Raw genomic sequence first — 16,824 nt, 5'->3', positions numbered from 1 at the left:
ATTGGGACTAGTTGTACACGATGGTCCGGTGGGGTGTCAATGAATGAGCGATGTGTCGGTTCAGCCCCGTCGAAAGGCCGGTTCAGCCCCGTCGAGAGGCCGGTTCAGCCCCGTCGAGAGGCCGGTTCAGCCCCGTCGAGAGGCCGGTCAGGCCTGGTGGGACGCCCGCGCCGAGAGCGCCTGAGTGGGCTCAGTCCGCCGCGCGGCGGGCGCGATAGGCAGCGACGGCATTGCGGTTGCCGCACGTGGTCGAGCAATAGCGGCGCGAGCGGTTGCGGGACAGGTCCAGGACGATGCCGTCGCACTCGTCATCGGCGCAGGTCGTCAGCCGGCTGGTCCCGTCGGCACGGATCACGTCGATCATTGCCATCGCGGTCTCGACGAGCATCCGATGGGCAAGGGGGGCGAAGTCGTCGACGGCGTGGAGATGCCAGTCGATGGCGTCGTGGCGCACCAGGCGCGGGACGGATGAGAAGCGGACGAGCGTCGAGTTGATCAAGGCGACGGTCGTCTCCGGATCCCCAAGAAGGAGGTCGCGCAACTCCCCGCGGATGGCTCGCACCTGTTGCAGTTCGGCGTCGCTGCGATCGTGTCGGCCGGTGTAGCCATAGCGATCGAAGATGCCGTCCAGGTCGTCGATGCTGGTCAGCGAGTCGGGCGCGGCAGCGCTGTTCACCAGCTCCACGGCGGATCTCAAACAGAGGTCCGTGTCATTGGCAAAAACCATGTTGACACCTTACGCGAAGCACTCTTACAGTCATGAGTCATGTCGTCCGTGACCCATGACGCGACCTATTCCAGTGCCACCGGCGGTGTCGTCGGGGCGGGCGCGATGGTGGCGCGGCAGGGGCCCGGTGCAGGGGTCGGGCTCCTGCTGGCCCTCGGCTCCGCCGTGGGGTTCAGCCTCTCGGGCCCCCTTGCGCGGGGCCTGCTCGACGCGGGCTGGAATCCTGCTGGAGTCGTCCTCGTCCGGATGGCGCTTGCCGCGAGCGTGCTCCTGCCCTTCGGCATCCGTGCCCTGCGCGGCGACTTCTCGGTGCTGCGCCGCACGTGGCGGGTGATCACGCTGTATGGCGTGCTGGCGGTGGCCGGTGCCCAGTTCTGCTATTTCTCGGCCGTTGCTCACATGGCCGTCGGCCCGGCACTCCTCATCGAATACACCGCGCCGGCAGCAGTCGTCGTCTGGCTGTGGCTTCGCCATGGCCAGCGTCCGGGCCTGATCACCCTCGCTGGCGCAGGCGTGGCCGCGCTGGGTCTGGTGCTCGTCCTCGACCTCCTCTCCGGCGGCAATCACGTCAGCATCGTCGGGGCCCTATGGTCCCTCGGCGCGATGGTCGGTGCAGCGACCTACTTCATCATCTCGGCGGACACCGACAACGGCTTGCCGCCCTTGGCCCTGGCCGCCGGCGGCCTGGTCGTGGGCTCCGCTGTCTTGGCCTTGCTCGTCGTCACCGGGCTGCTCCCTGCCGCCGCAAGCACCGCGACGACGACGTATGCCGGCCACACCTTCGCCTGGTGGGTCCCGCTCGCGGCGCTCGGCATCGTGACGGCGGCCGCAGCATACGTGCTGGGAATCGTGGGCACGCGCATCCTCGGCTCGCGACTGGCCTCCTTTGTCGCCCTGTCCGAAGTCGTCTCGGCCGTGCTCTTCGCGTGGCTGCTGCTCGGCGAGCTGCCCCGGCCGGTGCAGCTCGTGGGCGGCGCGCTCATCCTGCTCGGGGTCATCGGCGTCAAGCTCGGCGAGCGGAGCATCGAGGTCGGCCCGGACGCACGTCTCGACATCCCCTGACGGCTCGCCCCGGATCAGTTCTTGTGAAGCGATCCGAGTTGACGGACCGACGCCGGCGCCGTCACGGCACCGGCGATCAGTAGGGGGGCCACGAAGGTCCAGAGGTTCATGGACAGTGGGCCGCCCAACCGGACCTTCGAGCTGAGTGACAGGTTGATGAGGGAGAGGACCAACGCCGCGCCGGACCATCCCACCACCATCGCCCTGGTCTGGGCACTGCCACGGTTGGCATGCGATCGGCACGCGAACGCGAAGGTCGCCATCCCGAGGCAGATGACGAGTGCGAGAGCCGAGGCGGCCGATCTGTTGTAGCCCGTGAGCAGGCCGGCCAGCCTGGCCAAGGCAAGATAGCCAAAGGTCAGGCCTCCGAAAGTGACCATCCCTCTGGCCGGAAGCAGCCACCAATTCGCGCCGATCAGTGGAGGGTGCATGCGTGAGAGCACGGACGCATCGCTGAGGGCCACCAGGCCCATGGCCAGGGTGGCGAAGAACAGGCCCGCGGGCGACGACCCCGCGCGCATCAGACCGACCAGCAGAGCGATGCCCAACAGGATGCCGGCCGCCCAGTCCGCAGAACTGCGTTTCGCAGTCCGAATCATGAACCAACCGGGCAGCCCGATCCCATACACGGCAAAGAGCACGATGGTGGCGATCACATAGGCGTCCGCGCCGCGCCCGTAATCGACGATCGCCTGGATCACTGAGTACGCCGCCCGGAGCGCGGTCACACCGAGCAGCCCCAGGCCGATGCGCAGCCACCATTCGGCCCGATGCGTCGAATCGGGCAAGGTCGATTGGAGGATGAGGAGCACGCCGCAGGCCGCAAGGGCCAGCCCTGCGCCCGCCAGGTCGTCCTCGGTGAGTTCACGGATGGTGGTGAAAAGCACCAGCAAGGCCATTGGAGCGGCGGGAAACAGCAGCAGACCGCGCGATGGGCGAGACTGCGTGCTGGTGAGCCGACCCAGATGGTTGAGAACCGGCATTGCCAGCGCGGCCAGCGTCACGAGCACGCTCACCGGCCAGCCCGCCGTGTGCACGATCGACCACGACTGGAAGAACGAGCCCAGGAGTAGAAGGACACCGCAGCCCTCGCGCAAGAGCACGGTGTTCACTGCTCGCTTCGAGGCTTCCGGTGCTGAATTCTGCTGCGCGTATGAGGTCGCCCCAATCTCCCCCCGCCCATCCGCAGTTGGCACAGGCTGAGGTGCGGTGGGGCCGGCATTGGGCAAACCCGACCTGGCCTCCGTGATACCCGCCGGGCCGGCCTGCCTCGACGGCGAGAGGTTGGACATCGCCCCCGAGCCGCGTGTGTTGTCGCCGGCCGCGATGGCGGATGCCGGTGCCGGCGGTGGCGTGGCGGGAGCGTCGGGCCGGAGCGACCCGCAGCGCGGGCAGAACCGCTCGTTCTTCGCGAATCCGTGTCCGCACGTGCAAGCGCTCATTGCGTCATCCTCGCTATTGGTGGCGTCATGCCAAGGCGATCCGGATCAGGGTCATGTCGTCATTGACCAGCTGGCCCTGCTGGCGAGCTGCGGTCACCGCTTCGGTCACCTCGGGAGCGGAGCCGGAGAACAGGAGCGGCCAGATCGGCATACCGGACTCGTGGGCGCGCAGCGCCCACCTGGCGAGTTCGTCGGTGAGGGCCAGCCAGCGGTCCCCGGGTGCGGCTTGTCCGTGGGCGAAACGCAGAGTCGGCAAAGCCGTGCGCGAGGTCAGCGTGCTGGCGACCAGGGCCGGAGTCGAGGTGAAGGCCTCGCCGCTCTCGATGGGGAAGCCGGCAACGAGCACATACCCATCACCGCGCGGTCGCAGGTGGAGGAGCACCGAATCGCCGACGGCCACCGCCCGCCATGCCGGAGCGGACACGCCCGCGTGGAACTCGACCGCCACCAGGGTGGCGAAGGCGCCGCGTCCGGCTGCCTCCACGTCCCACCAGCCGGCGTCACCCGAGCGTGCTCGCTGGAAGGTGTGGGCCTGGGACAGCAGCCACTCAGCGATGGCTTCAGGATCCACGGCGACACCACTCTCGACGAAGCCCGCGCAGAGAGTGCGTGCCCACTCCCCGGATCGGTAGGCCGAACTCGCGCCGTCGCTCACCGCGACCCGGCCGCGGTCGGGCGACACCGCAAAGGCGTCCTCGTTCTCTGCGTCGGTGTTGCCGGCTTTGGGCAGCGAGAGTGCCGAGGTCGTGATCGGCTGGCCGGCCAGTGCGTGATGGGCCCTATGTCCCGCGCGCACCGACGTCACCTCGGCCATGTCGGCACCGCTGGGCTGGGCCGGCAATGCTGCTGGGGCGGGGGATGCCTGCGCAACCGGCACCGTGGGCCTCGCGTCCACCGGCCCGCTGGTTGCCGGCCGAACAGGCCGGTTCGTTGGGCGACGACCCGCAGCTTGTTGGGGGCGGGAGAGCAAGGTGAGGGCGGATCCGACGAGCGACATGCCCAGGAGCACCGACCAGAATGCGCGCAGGTCGTCGTTCAGCAGGACAAGGGCAGCAAAGGTCGCCGCCCAAAGCGCTGCCATACCCACGACTACCGCTGGGGCGGGGGTTGGAGACCGGTTCACCATGCTGCTCTCCCGACACTGGTTCCGACATTCAAGAAGAGGGCGAGCGTGCGCAGGTCGGCGTTGTAGGCGAATCCGCGTGAGCCCGGCACGACGTCGAGCCCTTGCCCGCGGGCGGTATGCACCATGTCCGACGGGAGGGGTGAGGACATCTCGAGGAGGCGATGCGCGAGCCGGTCGGGCAGGGCAGTCCTGTCGGTGGGGAAGACGATCGGCATGCTCGGTTGGGCCGAGAGGTTGATGTTGAACAGCAGCAGGGTGCCGTCGCTCGTCCGCAGGGACTGCAACCGCTGGGCCCAGAGTTCCGGGCGGCCGTCCGTTGCTTCGCCGTCGCTGAGATTGACGACGATCGGCGGAAAGGTATCCGGATACCGCTTTGTCCACGTGGCGGCGATTCGTCCTGCCCGATCCAGCGCCCCGCACATCGGCGTGCCCCCACGCGCCACCGGCTCGACCCAGATCGGGGCGTTGACGGTGCCACCTCCTGTGCCTTGCCGCCGCTCAATGCGCAGGGGAGCAGCGGCCAACTCGGTGGTCGACTGGAGGCCGAGGTTCTGCGCGTCGCCCGCCGCCAGTAGTGAGACAACGAGGGGGTCGCCGCTTCGCGCCGTCGAGTAACCGATGACGCCGAGATGGAAGTAGGGCCGCGGCGGCTCGCGCGGCGTCTTGACGCAGCGCAGGATCAACTCGTAGATCAGTTGGTTGATCTGATCCGCCACGGCTTGCGCCTTGGGCGTCTCGCCGCCCGCAAGGGGCTCGTTCATCGAGTCGGACTGATCGACCAGTAGCAGGATCAGCCCGGGGTTGAGCCGGTCGATCCGGCGCTCGTAGGTCATGGATGGTTGGGGCCCGCAGTGTCGTCCGGTGGCGGATTGCAGGCGTCCTCCTCGCCAAGGGAGGTCTTGTCCGTTGCGGGAGACGGGGGAGGATAGAGGTCAACACTCTCGGCGGTGGACCCAAGGCTGGGGTCGGTCGGACAACCCACCGAAGACAACTCGCCCGCAGTTTTCGTGATGGTGACCGTCTTCCATTTCGTAGACACGACGCGGTTCGGCGTTGCCGCCGGCTGCGCAACGTCGGTCCCACTCGCCGAATGGGCGACGGCCAGGATGGCTCCGGCGGCGGCCAGGAGGGCCACCCAGGCGCCCAGCAGGGCGGTGAAGAAGCGACGGCGCCCGTTCATCGCCCGCCGTCCTTGACGTCGAAGCGGATAAAGCAGCCACCGATGCGCAGGACGTCGCCGCTGACGAGCGGGCGGGGCTCGAAGTCGTCGATGAAATTGCCATTGAGTTCGAGGGCGCCCACCACCTCCAACCGGTGCCGGCCGGATTCGTTGATCAGCGAGGCATGCTGTTCGAGGACACCATTGCCTTCGGGGAGACGGAGCGTGCACGTGCGCGAGGATCCGATCGTGCCCGTCCCATCATCGAGGATGACCTCGCGGCCGCGCATCGGCCCCTCGATTACGGTCAGCCAGCAGTGCCGGCGCAACCGGTCGACAAGGCCGATCGCCAGGCCGATCGCCACACAGGCGCCCAGGACGCCGGCAATGGTCAACGGATCGGTCGGGTGGATGGCCAAGACGGTGCCGTCGTACTCGGCGTTCGTCTCCAGGGTCGGAGCCGATGCGCGGTGGGCCACCGCGCCGACCAGCCCACCCATGACCCCGCCAGCGAGCCCGGACAGAGCCGCCCGAACCGAGCGCCGAGCAAGGCCAGTCGCCAGCCCGATTGCTGCGCCGGAAAGTGCCCAAACAACTGCGAGAACCGGGAATGGCACTGGGCCTAGCGGGACTTCTCGCATGACCATGCTGAGTTGGAAGATCTCAAGAGCTATAAGGCTTAGCAGCGCGCCTTCGATCACTCCTGTAAGTGCACGGTTACGCGCGGCCTTCCAGGCACCCATCGTGGCCGCACCGACGCCGCCCAGGGAGGCGGCCAGCAGGCTGCCGACGAGCACCAGGAAAAGCAAGGAACGGAACTGCAGCGGCAGGCCGGGGCCGATCGCCGCCTGAACGGCCAACGCCAGGGCACCCGCGAGCAGGCCGGCCGTCATACCGGCGCCGACGGCATTGCCGCCCATGATCGTCGCGAGGCCCCGTCGAGCGTTCGCCGCGGTGCCGGAGGCGACCGCCCCTGACGCGGCTGCGAGGCCAGGGGCGAGGCCTGTCGTTCGGCGAGTGGCCGCGACGTCGACCCGCTCAGTTACCGCACCATCCGACCTCGGCAGGTCCGCGAGTCCCGGTGTACGGGTTGTCTTCAGGACAGTTGGCGACTCCTCCGGACTCGATTCCCACCAGTCGCTCGGCGCCGGCCCCGAGTCCCACCAGGCATCGCCGGCCTCGTCTGTGGGCGTCACGGAGCCGCTGATCTCGGTGGCGAGCGGGCCGCCGACGGGGCTAGGCGTCGGCTTTCCCAACTGTGTCAATGGACCCGACCCGGAGCGCAGGTCGGCTTCCCGGGCTTCGGCCAGCGCGGGGCGGATCCGCAGGAGCACATCGTGAAGTCCTGGTGGCACGTCCGCCCGGCAGTAGTCCGCCAGTGCGCGGGTCAGCCCAGCGAGTCGGGGATTCGACGTGGCCGTCAGGGTGTGCCAAGCGGGTGTCGCTTCAGGCCGTAGATAGTCCTCTCGGCCGAGGATCAGATTTTCTCCGGTGTTGAAGCGCCAAAGCTGAGGATTGTCGGCGAGCGCCAGCAGGCTCGTGTAGATCACCAGCAGACTGAAGGCGTCGGCGTCGGCGCCCCAATGTGCTGCGGTGCGACGCGGGTGCTGAAAGTGGGGATGGCCGATCTCACCAGGCGCCTTGGTCATGGCAGGCACGAAGAAGCCGTCCATGTCGACCAGTCGCACCACTCCGTCCTGATCGACAAGGATATTTCCGCACTGGAGGTCGCCATGCGCAGCGCCCGAACGGTAAAGATCACCCACCACGCTGACGAGCGCTTCGGCGAGTTGGCGCAGTGTTTCCGGACGTTCGAGCATGCCCTCGACCGCGAGGTTGAGTGGGACTCCGGGGACCCACGGCATAACCACCGCGGGCCAGGTCCCGCCCGACGCAGCAATGGCCTCATCGACCCAGACCGACGGAGTGACGGAGGGCAGATGGTGCTCGGCCAGGAAGGCGCCCAGTTCGCGATACCGCGTCTCGCCGTCCACGGGGTCACGGGTGAAACACCGAAGGGCCAGCGGCCCGGTGCGATCGCTCAACTCGAAGACGACGGCATTTTGCCCACTCGCCGACGCGGGCATACCCAAGGAGTCGCGCACGATCCGTGCACCGCCGAACTGGGCCGCTTGCACCGGATTCGGCCGGGCCTGGATCGCCTCGACATAGTCGGTTGCCGTGGGCCACTGGCGTCCCGTCGGCCGCGAAGACCCGGTGGAGGTCGGTGTCACGTAGTAGAAGGCGCTCGGCCATTCTCGCAAGGCGGATCGCGCGACGGTACGCGTTTCGGGCGCGGTGCTTTGCCGGGCTATGGTCGACTCCAATGCCGTTGCCACGTCGTGAGCTGAGGCGAACCGCCGCGCCGGCTCGCGGTCGAGGCATCGCGCCAGCACGTCCGCAAAGCCCGAACTGACGGGCAATCCTTGAGTGTCGGGCGGTGGCCCGATGAGGGTTCGTGAGATGACCGCCGCCATTGCCTCACCGCTGCCCAGAACGTATGGCGGATGGCCGGCCAGCGCGGCAAAGAGCATGGCTCCCAGCGAATAGATGTCCGATTGGGCGGTGGCCCCCCGCCCCTCGAGCACCTCCGGTGCCGAATAGGCAATCGTCCCGCTAACGAGGCCGGTTGCGGTGGCGGTGCCGCCGACGAGGCGAGCGATTCCGAAGTCGGCCAGGACCGGGTCGCCACTTCGGGAGATCAGGACGTTGCCGGGCTTCACGTCGCGGTGCAGGATGCCCGCGTCGTGCGCTGTGGCGAGCGCGGTGGCGATATGTAGGCCGATCCGACGTGCCGCTGACTCGTCCATCGAGCCGTGAACACCGAGATGCCCAGCCAACGACCCGCCGGGGGCGTACTCCATGACGATGTACGGTTCGCCGAATTTGGTCTGGCCGGTTGAGAAGACGGTGACGATCTGCGGGCACCAGTCGAGTTGTCCGATGGCGGCGCACTCGCGCTCGAAGGTCTCGAAGGGCATCGATCCGTCGGTCGAGCGGAAGATCTTGACGGCAACGGTGCGATTGAGCGCCACTTGGCGGCATTTGTAGACGACACCGAAGCCGCCCTGCCCCAGCAGGTCGGCCTCGTCATACCCGGGGATTCCGATGTCAGTCATGGCACAGGCAGGTGTACGCGGCCCGCGCCAGGAGCGGCAAGCCCACAAATTCGAGGACACAGGCGCCTGGCCTGACTCGTGCTAGCGGGGCGCGTCATTGAGCTATCGAAACGCTGATCTGAGGCGGGATCGGCCGTCGGAGCGCTCGTAGGCGCGCGTGTTCTGGCCTCTGCGGAGGTCGAATCTTGTTCGCGTTGAGGGTTTCTCGTGTATCCGGGCAGGGTGAAGCGGTGGCCGTCACCCCATCAGGGCGACAGCCCGGCCGCGCATCAGCCAGTTCGCGTTGGTGAACAGGATCAGCAGCTTATGGCGGTTCTTCGCCAGTTCGCGGTGCCGGGGTTTGGTGAACCCAAAGTCCCGTTTGATGATCAAGAACGGGTGCCGCAAGGTGCAACGGCATCAAACGGGATGCCTTACCAATTGCGCAGAGAATTTCTATGGGTTAAACAACCCATAGATGTCTATCTCCATGGGTTGGTCGACCCACATCCTTTAGATGAATGGGTTCGTCAACCCTATGGGTTGTTCAATCCATCGACGAATTCGCCAAATGGTCATTTCCTTGTTTTGCCGGAACTTCCCGGGAATCGACAAGGAATGGAGGTGGCGAAGATGCACACTTACGGGTGGATCATCACGCTCTTCGGCTGAGAAGGCGACGCAGCCGTGCGACGCCGAAGTGGCCAGCGGGCCGACTGGATCTCCCAGTCGGCCCGCTTCGTACTGTGCGCGGTTAGGGGGCGTCGTCAGCCCACGCCCATTGGATGCCACTGGTCAGCCCAGGCAGGGGATTGGTGAAACGTACGTCCACGGGGACATCGGCTGCCAGGTCGATCTCCTCGGCCAAGGGAGTCATGGGCTCGACGCCAAAGAAGTTGGGCAGGGCGTTGCGAAGAATCCACGCCCGCTGGGCGACCATCGGGCTGCCGAAATGAACGGTGCATCGGAATTCCCTCGTGGGACGGATCGGCGTGAAAACGGACATCGGGGCCATCCAGTCGCGCGCGGGGAGCGTGCACTCGAGCCCGAACGTCACGATCTCACCCACGCGCATTGGTGCGGGCAGCGATAGTTGGGTCATCCATAGCGACGGGCCACTGCGTCGGACTTCGATGAGCCGGGCGCCCCCGTAGATTGCCACAGAGATATCTCCGAGGGACTCGGCTGGGTGCGGTGGCAAACTGATCGGCTCGGTAAGTTGGGTGGCGCCACCGACCGTCGGAAACAGTGACTTCTGTATCCGAAAGACTGGCTGACGGGCTCGTAAGTCGGCCTCAACCCACATCGACTCGATATACCAATCGTCGCGTCGGGGGTGGCCGGATGCCTCGACCTCGGCGTGGCCGTGGTTGCGCATGAGGTAGATCGCCACACCGACATTTGCCTTTTCCAGCCAGCGACGGAGGGTGCGTGTGTCGCGGTCGAGTTCGCTGGCTGCCCGGTCGAGACGGGCGGCCATGGTCGGCTCCGCGCTCTTGAGTCCAGACGCGAACTCGAAGACCGTGGCCTGACGCGGCGGGAGCGTGCGAATACCTGCCACCAGCCCGGAGATGAGGTAATCGCGGGCCTGCACGGGTGATAGAGGGTCTTCGAGCTGCAGGGCCGCCATCAGGGCCGGGCCGATGAGTCGGTGGATATCTCCCGTGCGCACGCCCTGGCCCCGGTGCAGGGCGGCCAATTCGTCTGTCAGTTCCTCTAGCGGCTCCATATGGACAACCTCCCGCGTCAACTCCTGGGCGACAAGCGAAGTCTCACCGTCGGCTGTGAGTTTAGTTACACCTTGCTGCGAACTACCGGTGTGCCCGCGAGCGCGAGGCGCAACTGCATCCGTGACGGGTCTTTCCCCCGGACGTTCGGTGGGCAAGGGTCGAATCATTGTCACATTGCTTCGTCGACGCGGTCCTTCAGGGCTGAGGCGGTCTCTTCGTGCTCGGCGCGCATCCGGCGCAGGAAGCTGCGCGTGCGCTCGTGCTGCGGGTCGTTGATGACCTGCTTCGGTGGGCCCTGCTCGACGACCACGCCACCGTCCATGAAGACGACGCGGTCGGCCACATCGCGCGCGAAGCCCATCTCGTGGGTGACGACGATCATGGTCATGCCTTCATTGGCCAACTCCCGCATGACCGTGAGCACCTCGCCGACCAGTTCCGGGTCGAGCGCCGACGTCGGCTCGTCGAAGAGCATCAGCTTCGGGCGCATCGCCAGGGCCCGCGCGATCGCCACCCGCTGCTGCTGCCCGCCGGAAAGTTGGGCTGGGTAGGCGGCTGGCTTGTCGGCGAGCCCGACCCGCTTCAGGAGCGTATGGGCGCGTTCGGTCACCTCCGACTTGCTCTCGCCCTTGACCTGGCACGGGGCTTCGACGATGTTCTCGAGCACCGTCATGTGCGGGAAGAGGTTGAAACGCTGGAAGACCATGCCGATGTCGCGGCGCTGGCGGGCGATCTCTTTGTCGTGCAGCCGATGCAACCGGCCACCCTTGTCGGCGTAGCCCATCAGGTCGCCGTCGACCCAGATCCGGCCGCCGTCGATCGTCTCCAACTGGTTGATGCAGCGCAGGAAAGTCGTCTTGCCCGAACCCGACGGCCCGAGGAAGCAGACGACCTCGCCCTTGTGAACGTCCATGTCGATGCCCTTGAGCACCTGGTTGTTGCCGAAGGATTTGGTGACATTCACCGCGTGAACGAGCGGCGTTCCGCCCTGAGGTCGATCCGTCATACCGAGCCCGCTCCCGCATTGCCGACGCCGACCATTTTCGCTTTCAGCGCTTGGTTTTTCGGCTTCTTCGCGGTGCCGAAGCCGCGGCCGAAGTGACGTTCGAGCCAGGCCTGGCCGACCATCAGGACACTGCAGACGATGAGGTACCACAGCACGGCCGCCATAAAGCCAGGCACGATCTGGAAGCTGCGCTGACCAAACCCGTAGGCCTGGAAGTAGAGCTCGGTGATGATCGAGGCCGCAATGAAGAGCGAGGTGTCCTTGACCATGGCGATGGTCTCGTTGCCGGTCGGGGGCACGATGACCCGCATCGACTGGGGCAGGACGATCCGCCGCATCGTCTGGCCTGGCGACATGCCCAGCGCTTGCGCTGCCTCCGACTGGCCCTTGTCGACCGACAAGATGCCCGCCCGCGCGATCTCGGCCATATACGCCGCTTCGGAGAGGCCGAGACCGAGGATGCCCACCCAGATCGTGCTCGAAATGCTGTTCCAGCTGAAGGACCAGAAGGTGCCGTCCCAGCCAAGGCCGAGGGCTTTGCTGATCTGCTGGCCGAACGGGATGCCGACATCGAAGTTGCGGTAGAGCAGCGCGATCGCGCCGCCCATAAAGGCGAGCAGCACGTAGCGCGGCATAGCTCGGAAGAACCACGTATAGACGAACGAGACGCCGCGCAGGACCGGGTTGTCGGACAACCGCATGACAGCGAGGATGACGCCCAGAACGATGCCAAGCGCCATCGAGCCGATGGTGCCGAAGATGGTCCCCTTCCACAGGCCCTCAATGACGGGCTTCTGCTGCATGATCTGGAAGGCCAGCGACCAGTTCCACTTGGGGTTGGTGACGACCGAACTGATCATCATGGCCACGACGATCGCGATCCCGACGACAGCGATCCAACGTCCGGGATGCCGGACCGGCCGGGCGTGGATCGCGCCCGGTCGGTCCGTGGTCAGGTCCGTCACCGATCAGCCCACAGAGGGGTTGACCGCGAAGTCGTTGATGGCCCCGCCTTCGGTCTTCCACTTGGTAAGGATGGCTTTGTAGGTGCCGTCGGCATCGAGGGCCTTGAGGGCGCCGACGATCGCCTCACCGAAGGCCGTCTGGTCCTTGGGCAAGACATACCCGTACGGCGCCGAATCGTATTGCTGGCCAAGGAGTTCCAACTCGCCATTGGTCGTCTCGACCGCGGCGATCGCCGGCGGCAGGTCCACCATCATCGCGTCGGCCTTCCCGTTCTGGACCATCGCCGTGACCTTGCCCTGGTCGGCGTCGATGAGCAACTGGATCGGGGGCTTGCCGGCGTCGGTGCAGGCCTTGTTGCGCTTGGGGTAGTCCACATCGGACTGGACGGTGGCCTTCTGAGCGGCCACCTTCTTGCCGCAGGCGTTGTCCGGGTCGACCTTCTCCGGATTGCCCTTGGCGACAACCCACTGGGTGCCGGCTTTGAAGTAGGACACCATCGTCGCGACCTTCATCCGGTCGGCGTTGATGGTGAACGAGGAGACGCCCACGTCATACTTACCGCTGCCGACGCCGAGGATGATCTGGTCGAAACCGGTCGGCGCCCATTCCGTCTTGAGGCCGAGCTTGGCGGCGACGGCGTCGAAGAGTTCAACGTCCATACCGATCACGGTTTTGCCGTCGTTGTCGAGGTACTCATTGGGCTGATAGGTCGCGTCCGTTCCGATGATGATCTTGCCCGCCGTCTTGATCTTGTCCGGCACCTTTGCGGCGAGCGCCGGGTCGACGGCCTGGCTCGTCGGTGAGGCCGCGGAGGTGGTGGCGCCCCCGCCCGCACTCGCCGACGTCGACGAGTTCGACAGCGAGTCGGAGCCGCAGGCGCCGAGCGCGAGCGTGAGCGAGAAGGCGCCCGCGAGGGCGAGAGCAGAACGACGGCGAAGCACGAGAATCCTCCAAGGGCAAAGCAACTATGACGAGCGCCCGTATGACGTGTCCGTCGGAGCGTAGCCCGCGCGCGTTGCGCTGCCCAGCACCATCCGGTTACAAAACCGTTTCCCGAGGTCCAGCGCGGCAACAGCTTTATCGGTCAGGATGGCCGTATGCAGAACATGCTCATCAAGGTCGGTGTCAACGCCGTCGCACTCTGGGTCGCCGCGCTTGTGGTCAACGGGGTCCGGCTGGGGGAGGACGCGGACAAGCTCTCCACCCGGCTGCTGACCATCGTGCTCGTCGCGATCATCTTCGGCGTGGTCAACGCGGTGGTGAAGCCGATCGCCACGTTCTTCTCCTTTCCCGCGATTATCTTGACGCTGGGCCTGTTCACCTTCATCGTCAACGCCTTCATGTTGCAGATCACCGAGTGGATCTGCTCGGCCCTGAATCTCGACTTCACCATCGACCACTTCTTCTGGAATGCCGTCATGGCCGCCCTGGTGATCACCCTGGTCTCGATGGTGCTCAACTTCGTCCTGCCCGACGACGACAAGAAGTGAGCCGTATGCCGTCCGGTCCCGCCACCCCCGCGCCTCGCCCGGTCCTGGCGAGCCTGCCGGCCTATCGCCCGGGACGCCCACCGGCCCCGGTGGCGGGACTGACGGCCTACAAGATCTCCTCGAACGAGAATCCTTATCCGCCGCTGCCGAGCGTGCTCGCCGTCGTGCGCGAGGCTGCGGCAGGGATCAATCGCTATCCCGACATGGGCAACACTGCCCTGCGGGGGGCGCTCGCCGAGCGGCTCGGCGTCGGCGTCGGTCAAATCGCCTGCGGCACCGGGTCGGTCGGCGTCCTCGGACAAATCATGACCGCCATGTGCGAGCCGGGCGATGAGGTGGTCTTCGCCTGGCGCTCCTTCGAGGCCTACCCGATCGTCACCGCGCTCCCGGGCGCCCGTCCGGTGCCCGTGCCCCTCACCTCCGGGCACGAGCACGACCTGCCCGCGATGCTCGGCGCCATCACCTCGCGGACCAAAGTCGTGCTCGTCTGCACGCCGAACAACCCTACCGGCACCATCGTGCCCGACGCCGACTTGCGGCTCTTTCTGGACGCCGTTCCTCCCCATGTGCTCGTGGTCATCGACGAGGCCTATCTGGAGTTCGTCACCCACCCTGGTGCGCCCGACAGTCTGTCGATTGCTCGCGATTTCCCCAATGTCGTTGTCCTGCGGACGTTCTCGAAGGCCTACGGCCTCGCCGGCCTCCGCGTCGGGTATGCCGTGGCGCCCGAGCCACTGGCCGAGGCACTGCGGGCGACGGCGACGCCCTTTGGGGTCAATCTGCTCGCTCAGGCCGCCGCGCTCGCCTCGCTGGAGGCGATCGATGAGTTGACGGTCCGGGTAAAGGAACTCGTGGCCGAGCGGGAGCGCGTCGAGGCCGCCCTGGCGGTCCAGGGGTGGCGGCTGCCGGCGAGCCAGGCGAACTTTGTGTGGTTCCCGCTCGGCGAGGACACCGCGGCGTTCGCGGAGGTGTGCGAACGACGTGCGTTGACCGTGCGGCCATACGGCACGGACGGGGTGCGCGCGACGATCGGCGAGCCCGAGGCCTCCGACCGGCTGCTCGAGATCGCCGCCCGCTGGCGCGCCGCGCGCGCCTGAGGTTGCCGTATGCCGCTCGTGGTCTTCCTGACGCACCCCCAGGTGGTGGTCGACCCGGCCGTACCGGTGCCGGACTGGGGGCTGTCGGAGGTGGGCCGGGCGCGCGCGGCGGCCCTCGCGGGGGGTGCGTGGTTGCGCGATGTGACGTCGGTGTGGTCGTCGGACGAGCGCAAGGCGATCGAGTGTGCGGACCTGCTGGCGGGCGCGTTGCCGCGGCAACGGCATACGGGATTGGGTGAGAACGACCGCAGCGCAACGGGATTCGTCCCGCCCGCAGAGTTCGAGGCGCTGGCGGATGCCTTCTTCGCCGAGCCGTCACGCAGCGTGCGCGGCTGGGCGACGGCCGCGGACGAGCAGGAGCGCATCGTCGCGGCGGTCGAGGACGTGCTCGCCGACCCGGCCTCCGGAGACGGCGACGTCGTGATCGTCAGCCACGGGGCCGTGGGCACGCTGCTGTGGTGCGCCCTCTCGGGCGTGCCCATCGCGCGCACCTACGACCAGCCCGGCCAGGGCCACTTCTACACCTTCGACCGCGACACCCGGCACGTCCTGAGCGGCTGGCGCCCGCTGGATGAGGTGGCGGGTCAGTGATGAGTCCGGACGCTAAGGCCCCATTGGCCTCGGAAGGCGAGCTATCCTCGCCATTCCCCTTCTGACGACCAGGCTCGTGTCAATACTCCAGCGTGCTGGCCGTTCGAATTCCCGTACAAGCTGTCGCCAGGAGTTTCGCCGTGCCCACCGCCCCCTGGCCCACCGGACCTGCCACGCAGAAGAGGTCCGCGGTTCTGCTCGCCGCAGGGGCTGCTGCCGCCGTGATCGCCGTGCTTGTGCCCGTGCTGAACCATGGCCAATCACCGGCGACGGCTCAGGAACCGACGACCCAGGGATCGCCGACGCTGGCCGCCACGACCACAAGGCCGCCTATTCGCGACTCCGTTGTCTCGCTGGAGGCGGAGGCCCCGCGTGGCGAGCTAAGTGCGCTGGCCGACTGGGCGTCGAACTTCGGGTCGACCGTCGACTTCACCGAAGGCCAGGACTGGCGATCGGGGCCGGCGCGGGAGGTTGCGGCCTTGTCCAAGGAGCATCCGTTGCCGGACTCCGCCAGCGCAAAGCTCATCCGGCGCGCTGCCTCCCAGCTCTCCCGAGGCGAAAGTGCTCTGAAGCACTCGCATTTCAAGACAGCCAAGAATGCCTATCACATTGCGGACCTGGCCATTTCGGGCGTGCCGGAGGCGCTTCAAGCCGATCGTGTCGCGCTTGAGAAGTCGTCGGGTAACCGCATGGATGTGCGCGGTGATGTGGGCAGCGGGACTGCTGTGGTCGTCCGTTGGAAGGACGGCGACTCGCTAATCACCTCGGTGGGTGAGGTGCGACTCATCGGCATCAATGCTGCCGAGCTCTCGACAAACTGCCCGGTGAGCCAAGAAGCCGCTGATTTCTCAAACCAGGCGGCGCCACCCGGAAGCACGATCACCCTGGTCGATCCGGCGTCGGTCACCGATCGCGACCGCTATGGCCGCCTCCTGCGCTATGTGACGCTTCCTGATGGGAATGATCACGGCCTGGCCCTGATCAAGGCCGGGCTGGCACGGGCTGAGTACGACTCCACGACCGGCTTCGAATGGCACCCCGCCCAGGCCGACTACCGTGGCCAGCCTCAGCCCGAGTTCCCCGAGGGATGCGCCACCGAGCCGCCCCCGGTGCTCCCGGCCGATCTGGCCGACGGCGGCGCTGCCTGGGCCAGCGCCCTGGCTGCCGCGACGGTTGCCAGCAAATCCACGGACGCCTTCCCTGCGTGGATCGACGCTGCCGTGACAACCGCTCGAGAGGCCGCGATCGCGCGCGCCGAGTCGCGCGCACGGGCACTTGCCGAAGCGCGGGCGAAGGCGGCAGCCCGCGCAAGAGCGGCAGCTGCGGCCCG

The 16,824-nt window shown here is 67.0% G+C and carries 16 protein-coding genes; 6 read left to right on the top strand and 10 right to left on the bottom strand.

Going from position 1 to position 16,824, the window contains the following annotated elements; genetic code table 11:
- Window positions 1-190 precede the first annotated feature (190 nt).
- On the bottom strand, window positions 191-727 hold the full coding sequence (locus PKH97_RS05295) for a CGNR zinc finger domain-containing protein (RefSeq protein WP_324386362.1): 537 nt from the start codon (window positions 725-727) through the stop codon (window positions 191-193).
- 39 nt (window positions 728-766) lie between these two features.
- Here PKH97_RS05295 and PKH97_RS05290 point away from each other — a divergent pair, with 39 nt between their 5' ends.
- Entirely contained in the window at window positions 767-1,789 is a 1,023-nt protein-coding gene (locus tag PKH97_RS05290; protein WP_324386361.1) for a DMT family transporter, read from the top strand.
- A gap of 14 nt (window positions 1,790-1,803) precedes the next feature.
- Here the strand turns inward: PKH97_RS05290 and PKH97_RS05285 are convergent, their stop codons facing one another.
- From PKH97_RS05285 to PKH97_RS05265, 5 genes are all read right to left on the bottom strand, one after another.
- Window positions 1,804-2,793 (bottom strand): hypothetical protein, encoded by a 990-nt coding sequence (locus PKH97_RS05285; protein ID WP_324386360.1) that lies wholly within the window; start codon window positions 2,791-2,793, stop codon window positions 1,804-1,806.
- A gap of 463 nt (window positions 2,794-3,256) precedes the next feature.
- Complete coding sequence (locus PKH97_RS05280) at window positions 3,257-4,312, bottom strand: protein phosphatase 2C domain-containing protein (RefSeq protein ID WP_324386359.1); 1,056 nt, start codon at window positions 4,310-4,312, stop codon at window positions 3,257-3,259.
- Window positions 4,313-4,350: 38 nt separating this feature from the next.
- A complete protein-coding gene (locus tag PKH97_RS05275) occupies window positions 4,351-5,190 on the bottom strand; it encodes a vWA domain-containing protein (RefSeq protein WP_324386358.1) in 840 nt (279 codons plus the stop codon).
- On the bottom strand, window positions 5,187-5,537 hold the full coding sequence (locus PKH97_RS05270; RefSeq protein ID WP_324386357.1) for a hypothetical protein: 351 nt from the start codon (window positions 5,535-5,537) through the stop codon (window positions 5,187-5,189). The genes PKH97_RS05275 and PKH97_RS05270 overlap by 4 nt, the downstream gene beginning before the upstream one ends.
- On the bottom strand, window positions 5,534-8,635 hold the full coding sequence (locus tag PKH97_RS05265) for a protein kinase (RefSeq protein WP_324386356.1): 3,102 nt from the start codon (window positions 8,633-8,635) through the stop codon (window positions 5,534-5,536). The genes PKH97_RS05270 and PKH97_RS05265 overlap by 4 nt, the downstream gene beginning before the upstream one ends.
- Before the next feature lie 222 nt (window positions 8,636-8,857).
- Between PKH97_RS05265 and PKH97_RS05260 the strand changes: the two genes are divergently transcribed.
- Entirely contained in the window at window positions 8,858-9,286 is a 429-nt protein-coding gene (locus PKH97_RS05260) for a hypothetical protein (protein ID WP_324386355.1), read from the top strand.
- An 82-nt stretch (window positions 9,287-9,368) separates the two neighbouring features.
- On the opposite strand, the gene PKH97_RS05255 is transcribed toward PKH97_RS05260, so the two are convergent.
- From PKH97_RS05255 to PKH97_RS05240, 4 genes are all read right to left on the bottom strand, one after another.
- A complete protein-coding gene (locus PKH97_RS05255; protein ID WP_324386354.1) occupies window positions 9,369-10,343 on the bottom strand; it encodes a hypothetical protein in 975 nt (324 codons plus the stop codon).
- A 170-nt stretch (window positions 10,344-10,513) separates the two neighbouring features.
- Entirely contained in the window at window positions 10,514-11,350 is an 837-nt protein-coding gene (locus PKH97_RS05250; RefSeq protein WP_324386353.1) for an amino acid ABC transporter ATP-binding protein, read from the bottom strand.
- Window positions 11,347-12,315, bottom strand: a complete 969-nt coding sequence (locus PKH97_RS05245; RefSeq protein ID WP_324386352.1) for an amino acid ABC transporter permease — start codon at window positions 12,313-12,315, stop codon at window positions 11,347-11,349. The genes PKH97_RS05250 and PKH97_RS05245 overlap by 4 nt, the downstream gene beginning before the upstream one ends.
- 3 nt (window positions 12,316-12,318) lie before the next feature.
- Window positions 12,319-13,257 (bottom strand): ABC transporter substrate-binding protein, encoded by a 939-nt coding sequence (locus PKH97_RS05240; protein WP_324386351.1) that lies wholly within the window; start codon window positions 13,255-13,257, stop codon window positions 12,319-12,321.
- 156 nt (window positions 13,258-13,413) lie between these two features.
- Here PKH97_RS05240 and PKH97_RS05235 point away from each other — a divergent pair, with 156 nt between their 5' ends.
- From PKH97_RS05235 to PKH97_RS05220, 4 genes are all read left to right on the top strand, one after another.
- Window positions 13,414-13,806 (top strand): phage holin family protein, encoded by a 393-nt coding sequence (locus tag PKH97_RS05235; protein WP_324386350.1) that lies wholly within the window; start codon window positions 13,414-13,416, stop codon window positions 13,804-13,806.
- Window positions 13,807-13,811: 5 nt separating this feature from the next.
- Window positions 13,812-14,903, top strand: a complete 1,092-nt coding sequence (gene hisC / locus PKH97_RS05230) for a histidinol-phosphate transaminase (RefSeq protein WP_324386349.1) — start codon at window positions 13,812-13,814, stop codon at window positions 14,901-14,903.
- A 9-nt stretch (window positions 14,904-14,912) separates the two neighbouring features.
- The gene (locus tag PKH97_RS05225; protein WP_324386348.1) at window positions 14,913-15,494 is read left to right on the top strand and encodes a histidine phosphatase family protein; all 582 of its coding nucleotides are present in this window, start codon (window positions 14,913-14,915) and stop codon (window positions 15,492-15,494) included.
- Between the two features lie 140 nt (window positions 15,495-15,634).
- The coding region (locus PKH97_RS05220; protein ID WP_324386347.1) for a thermonuclease family protein at window positions 15,635-16,824 on the top strand (1,190 nt) is incomplete at its 3' end.

It is taken from the genome of Nostocoides sp., from assembly GCF_035343835.1.
GTDB lineage: Bacteria > Actinomycetota > Actinomycetes > Actinomycetales > Dermatophilaceae > Nostocoides_A > Nostocoides_A vanveenii.
Note: the sequence above shows the minus strand (reverse complement) of the source record. Positions and strands in the feature narration are given on the sequence as shown.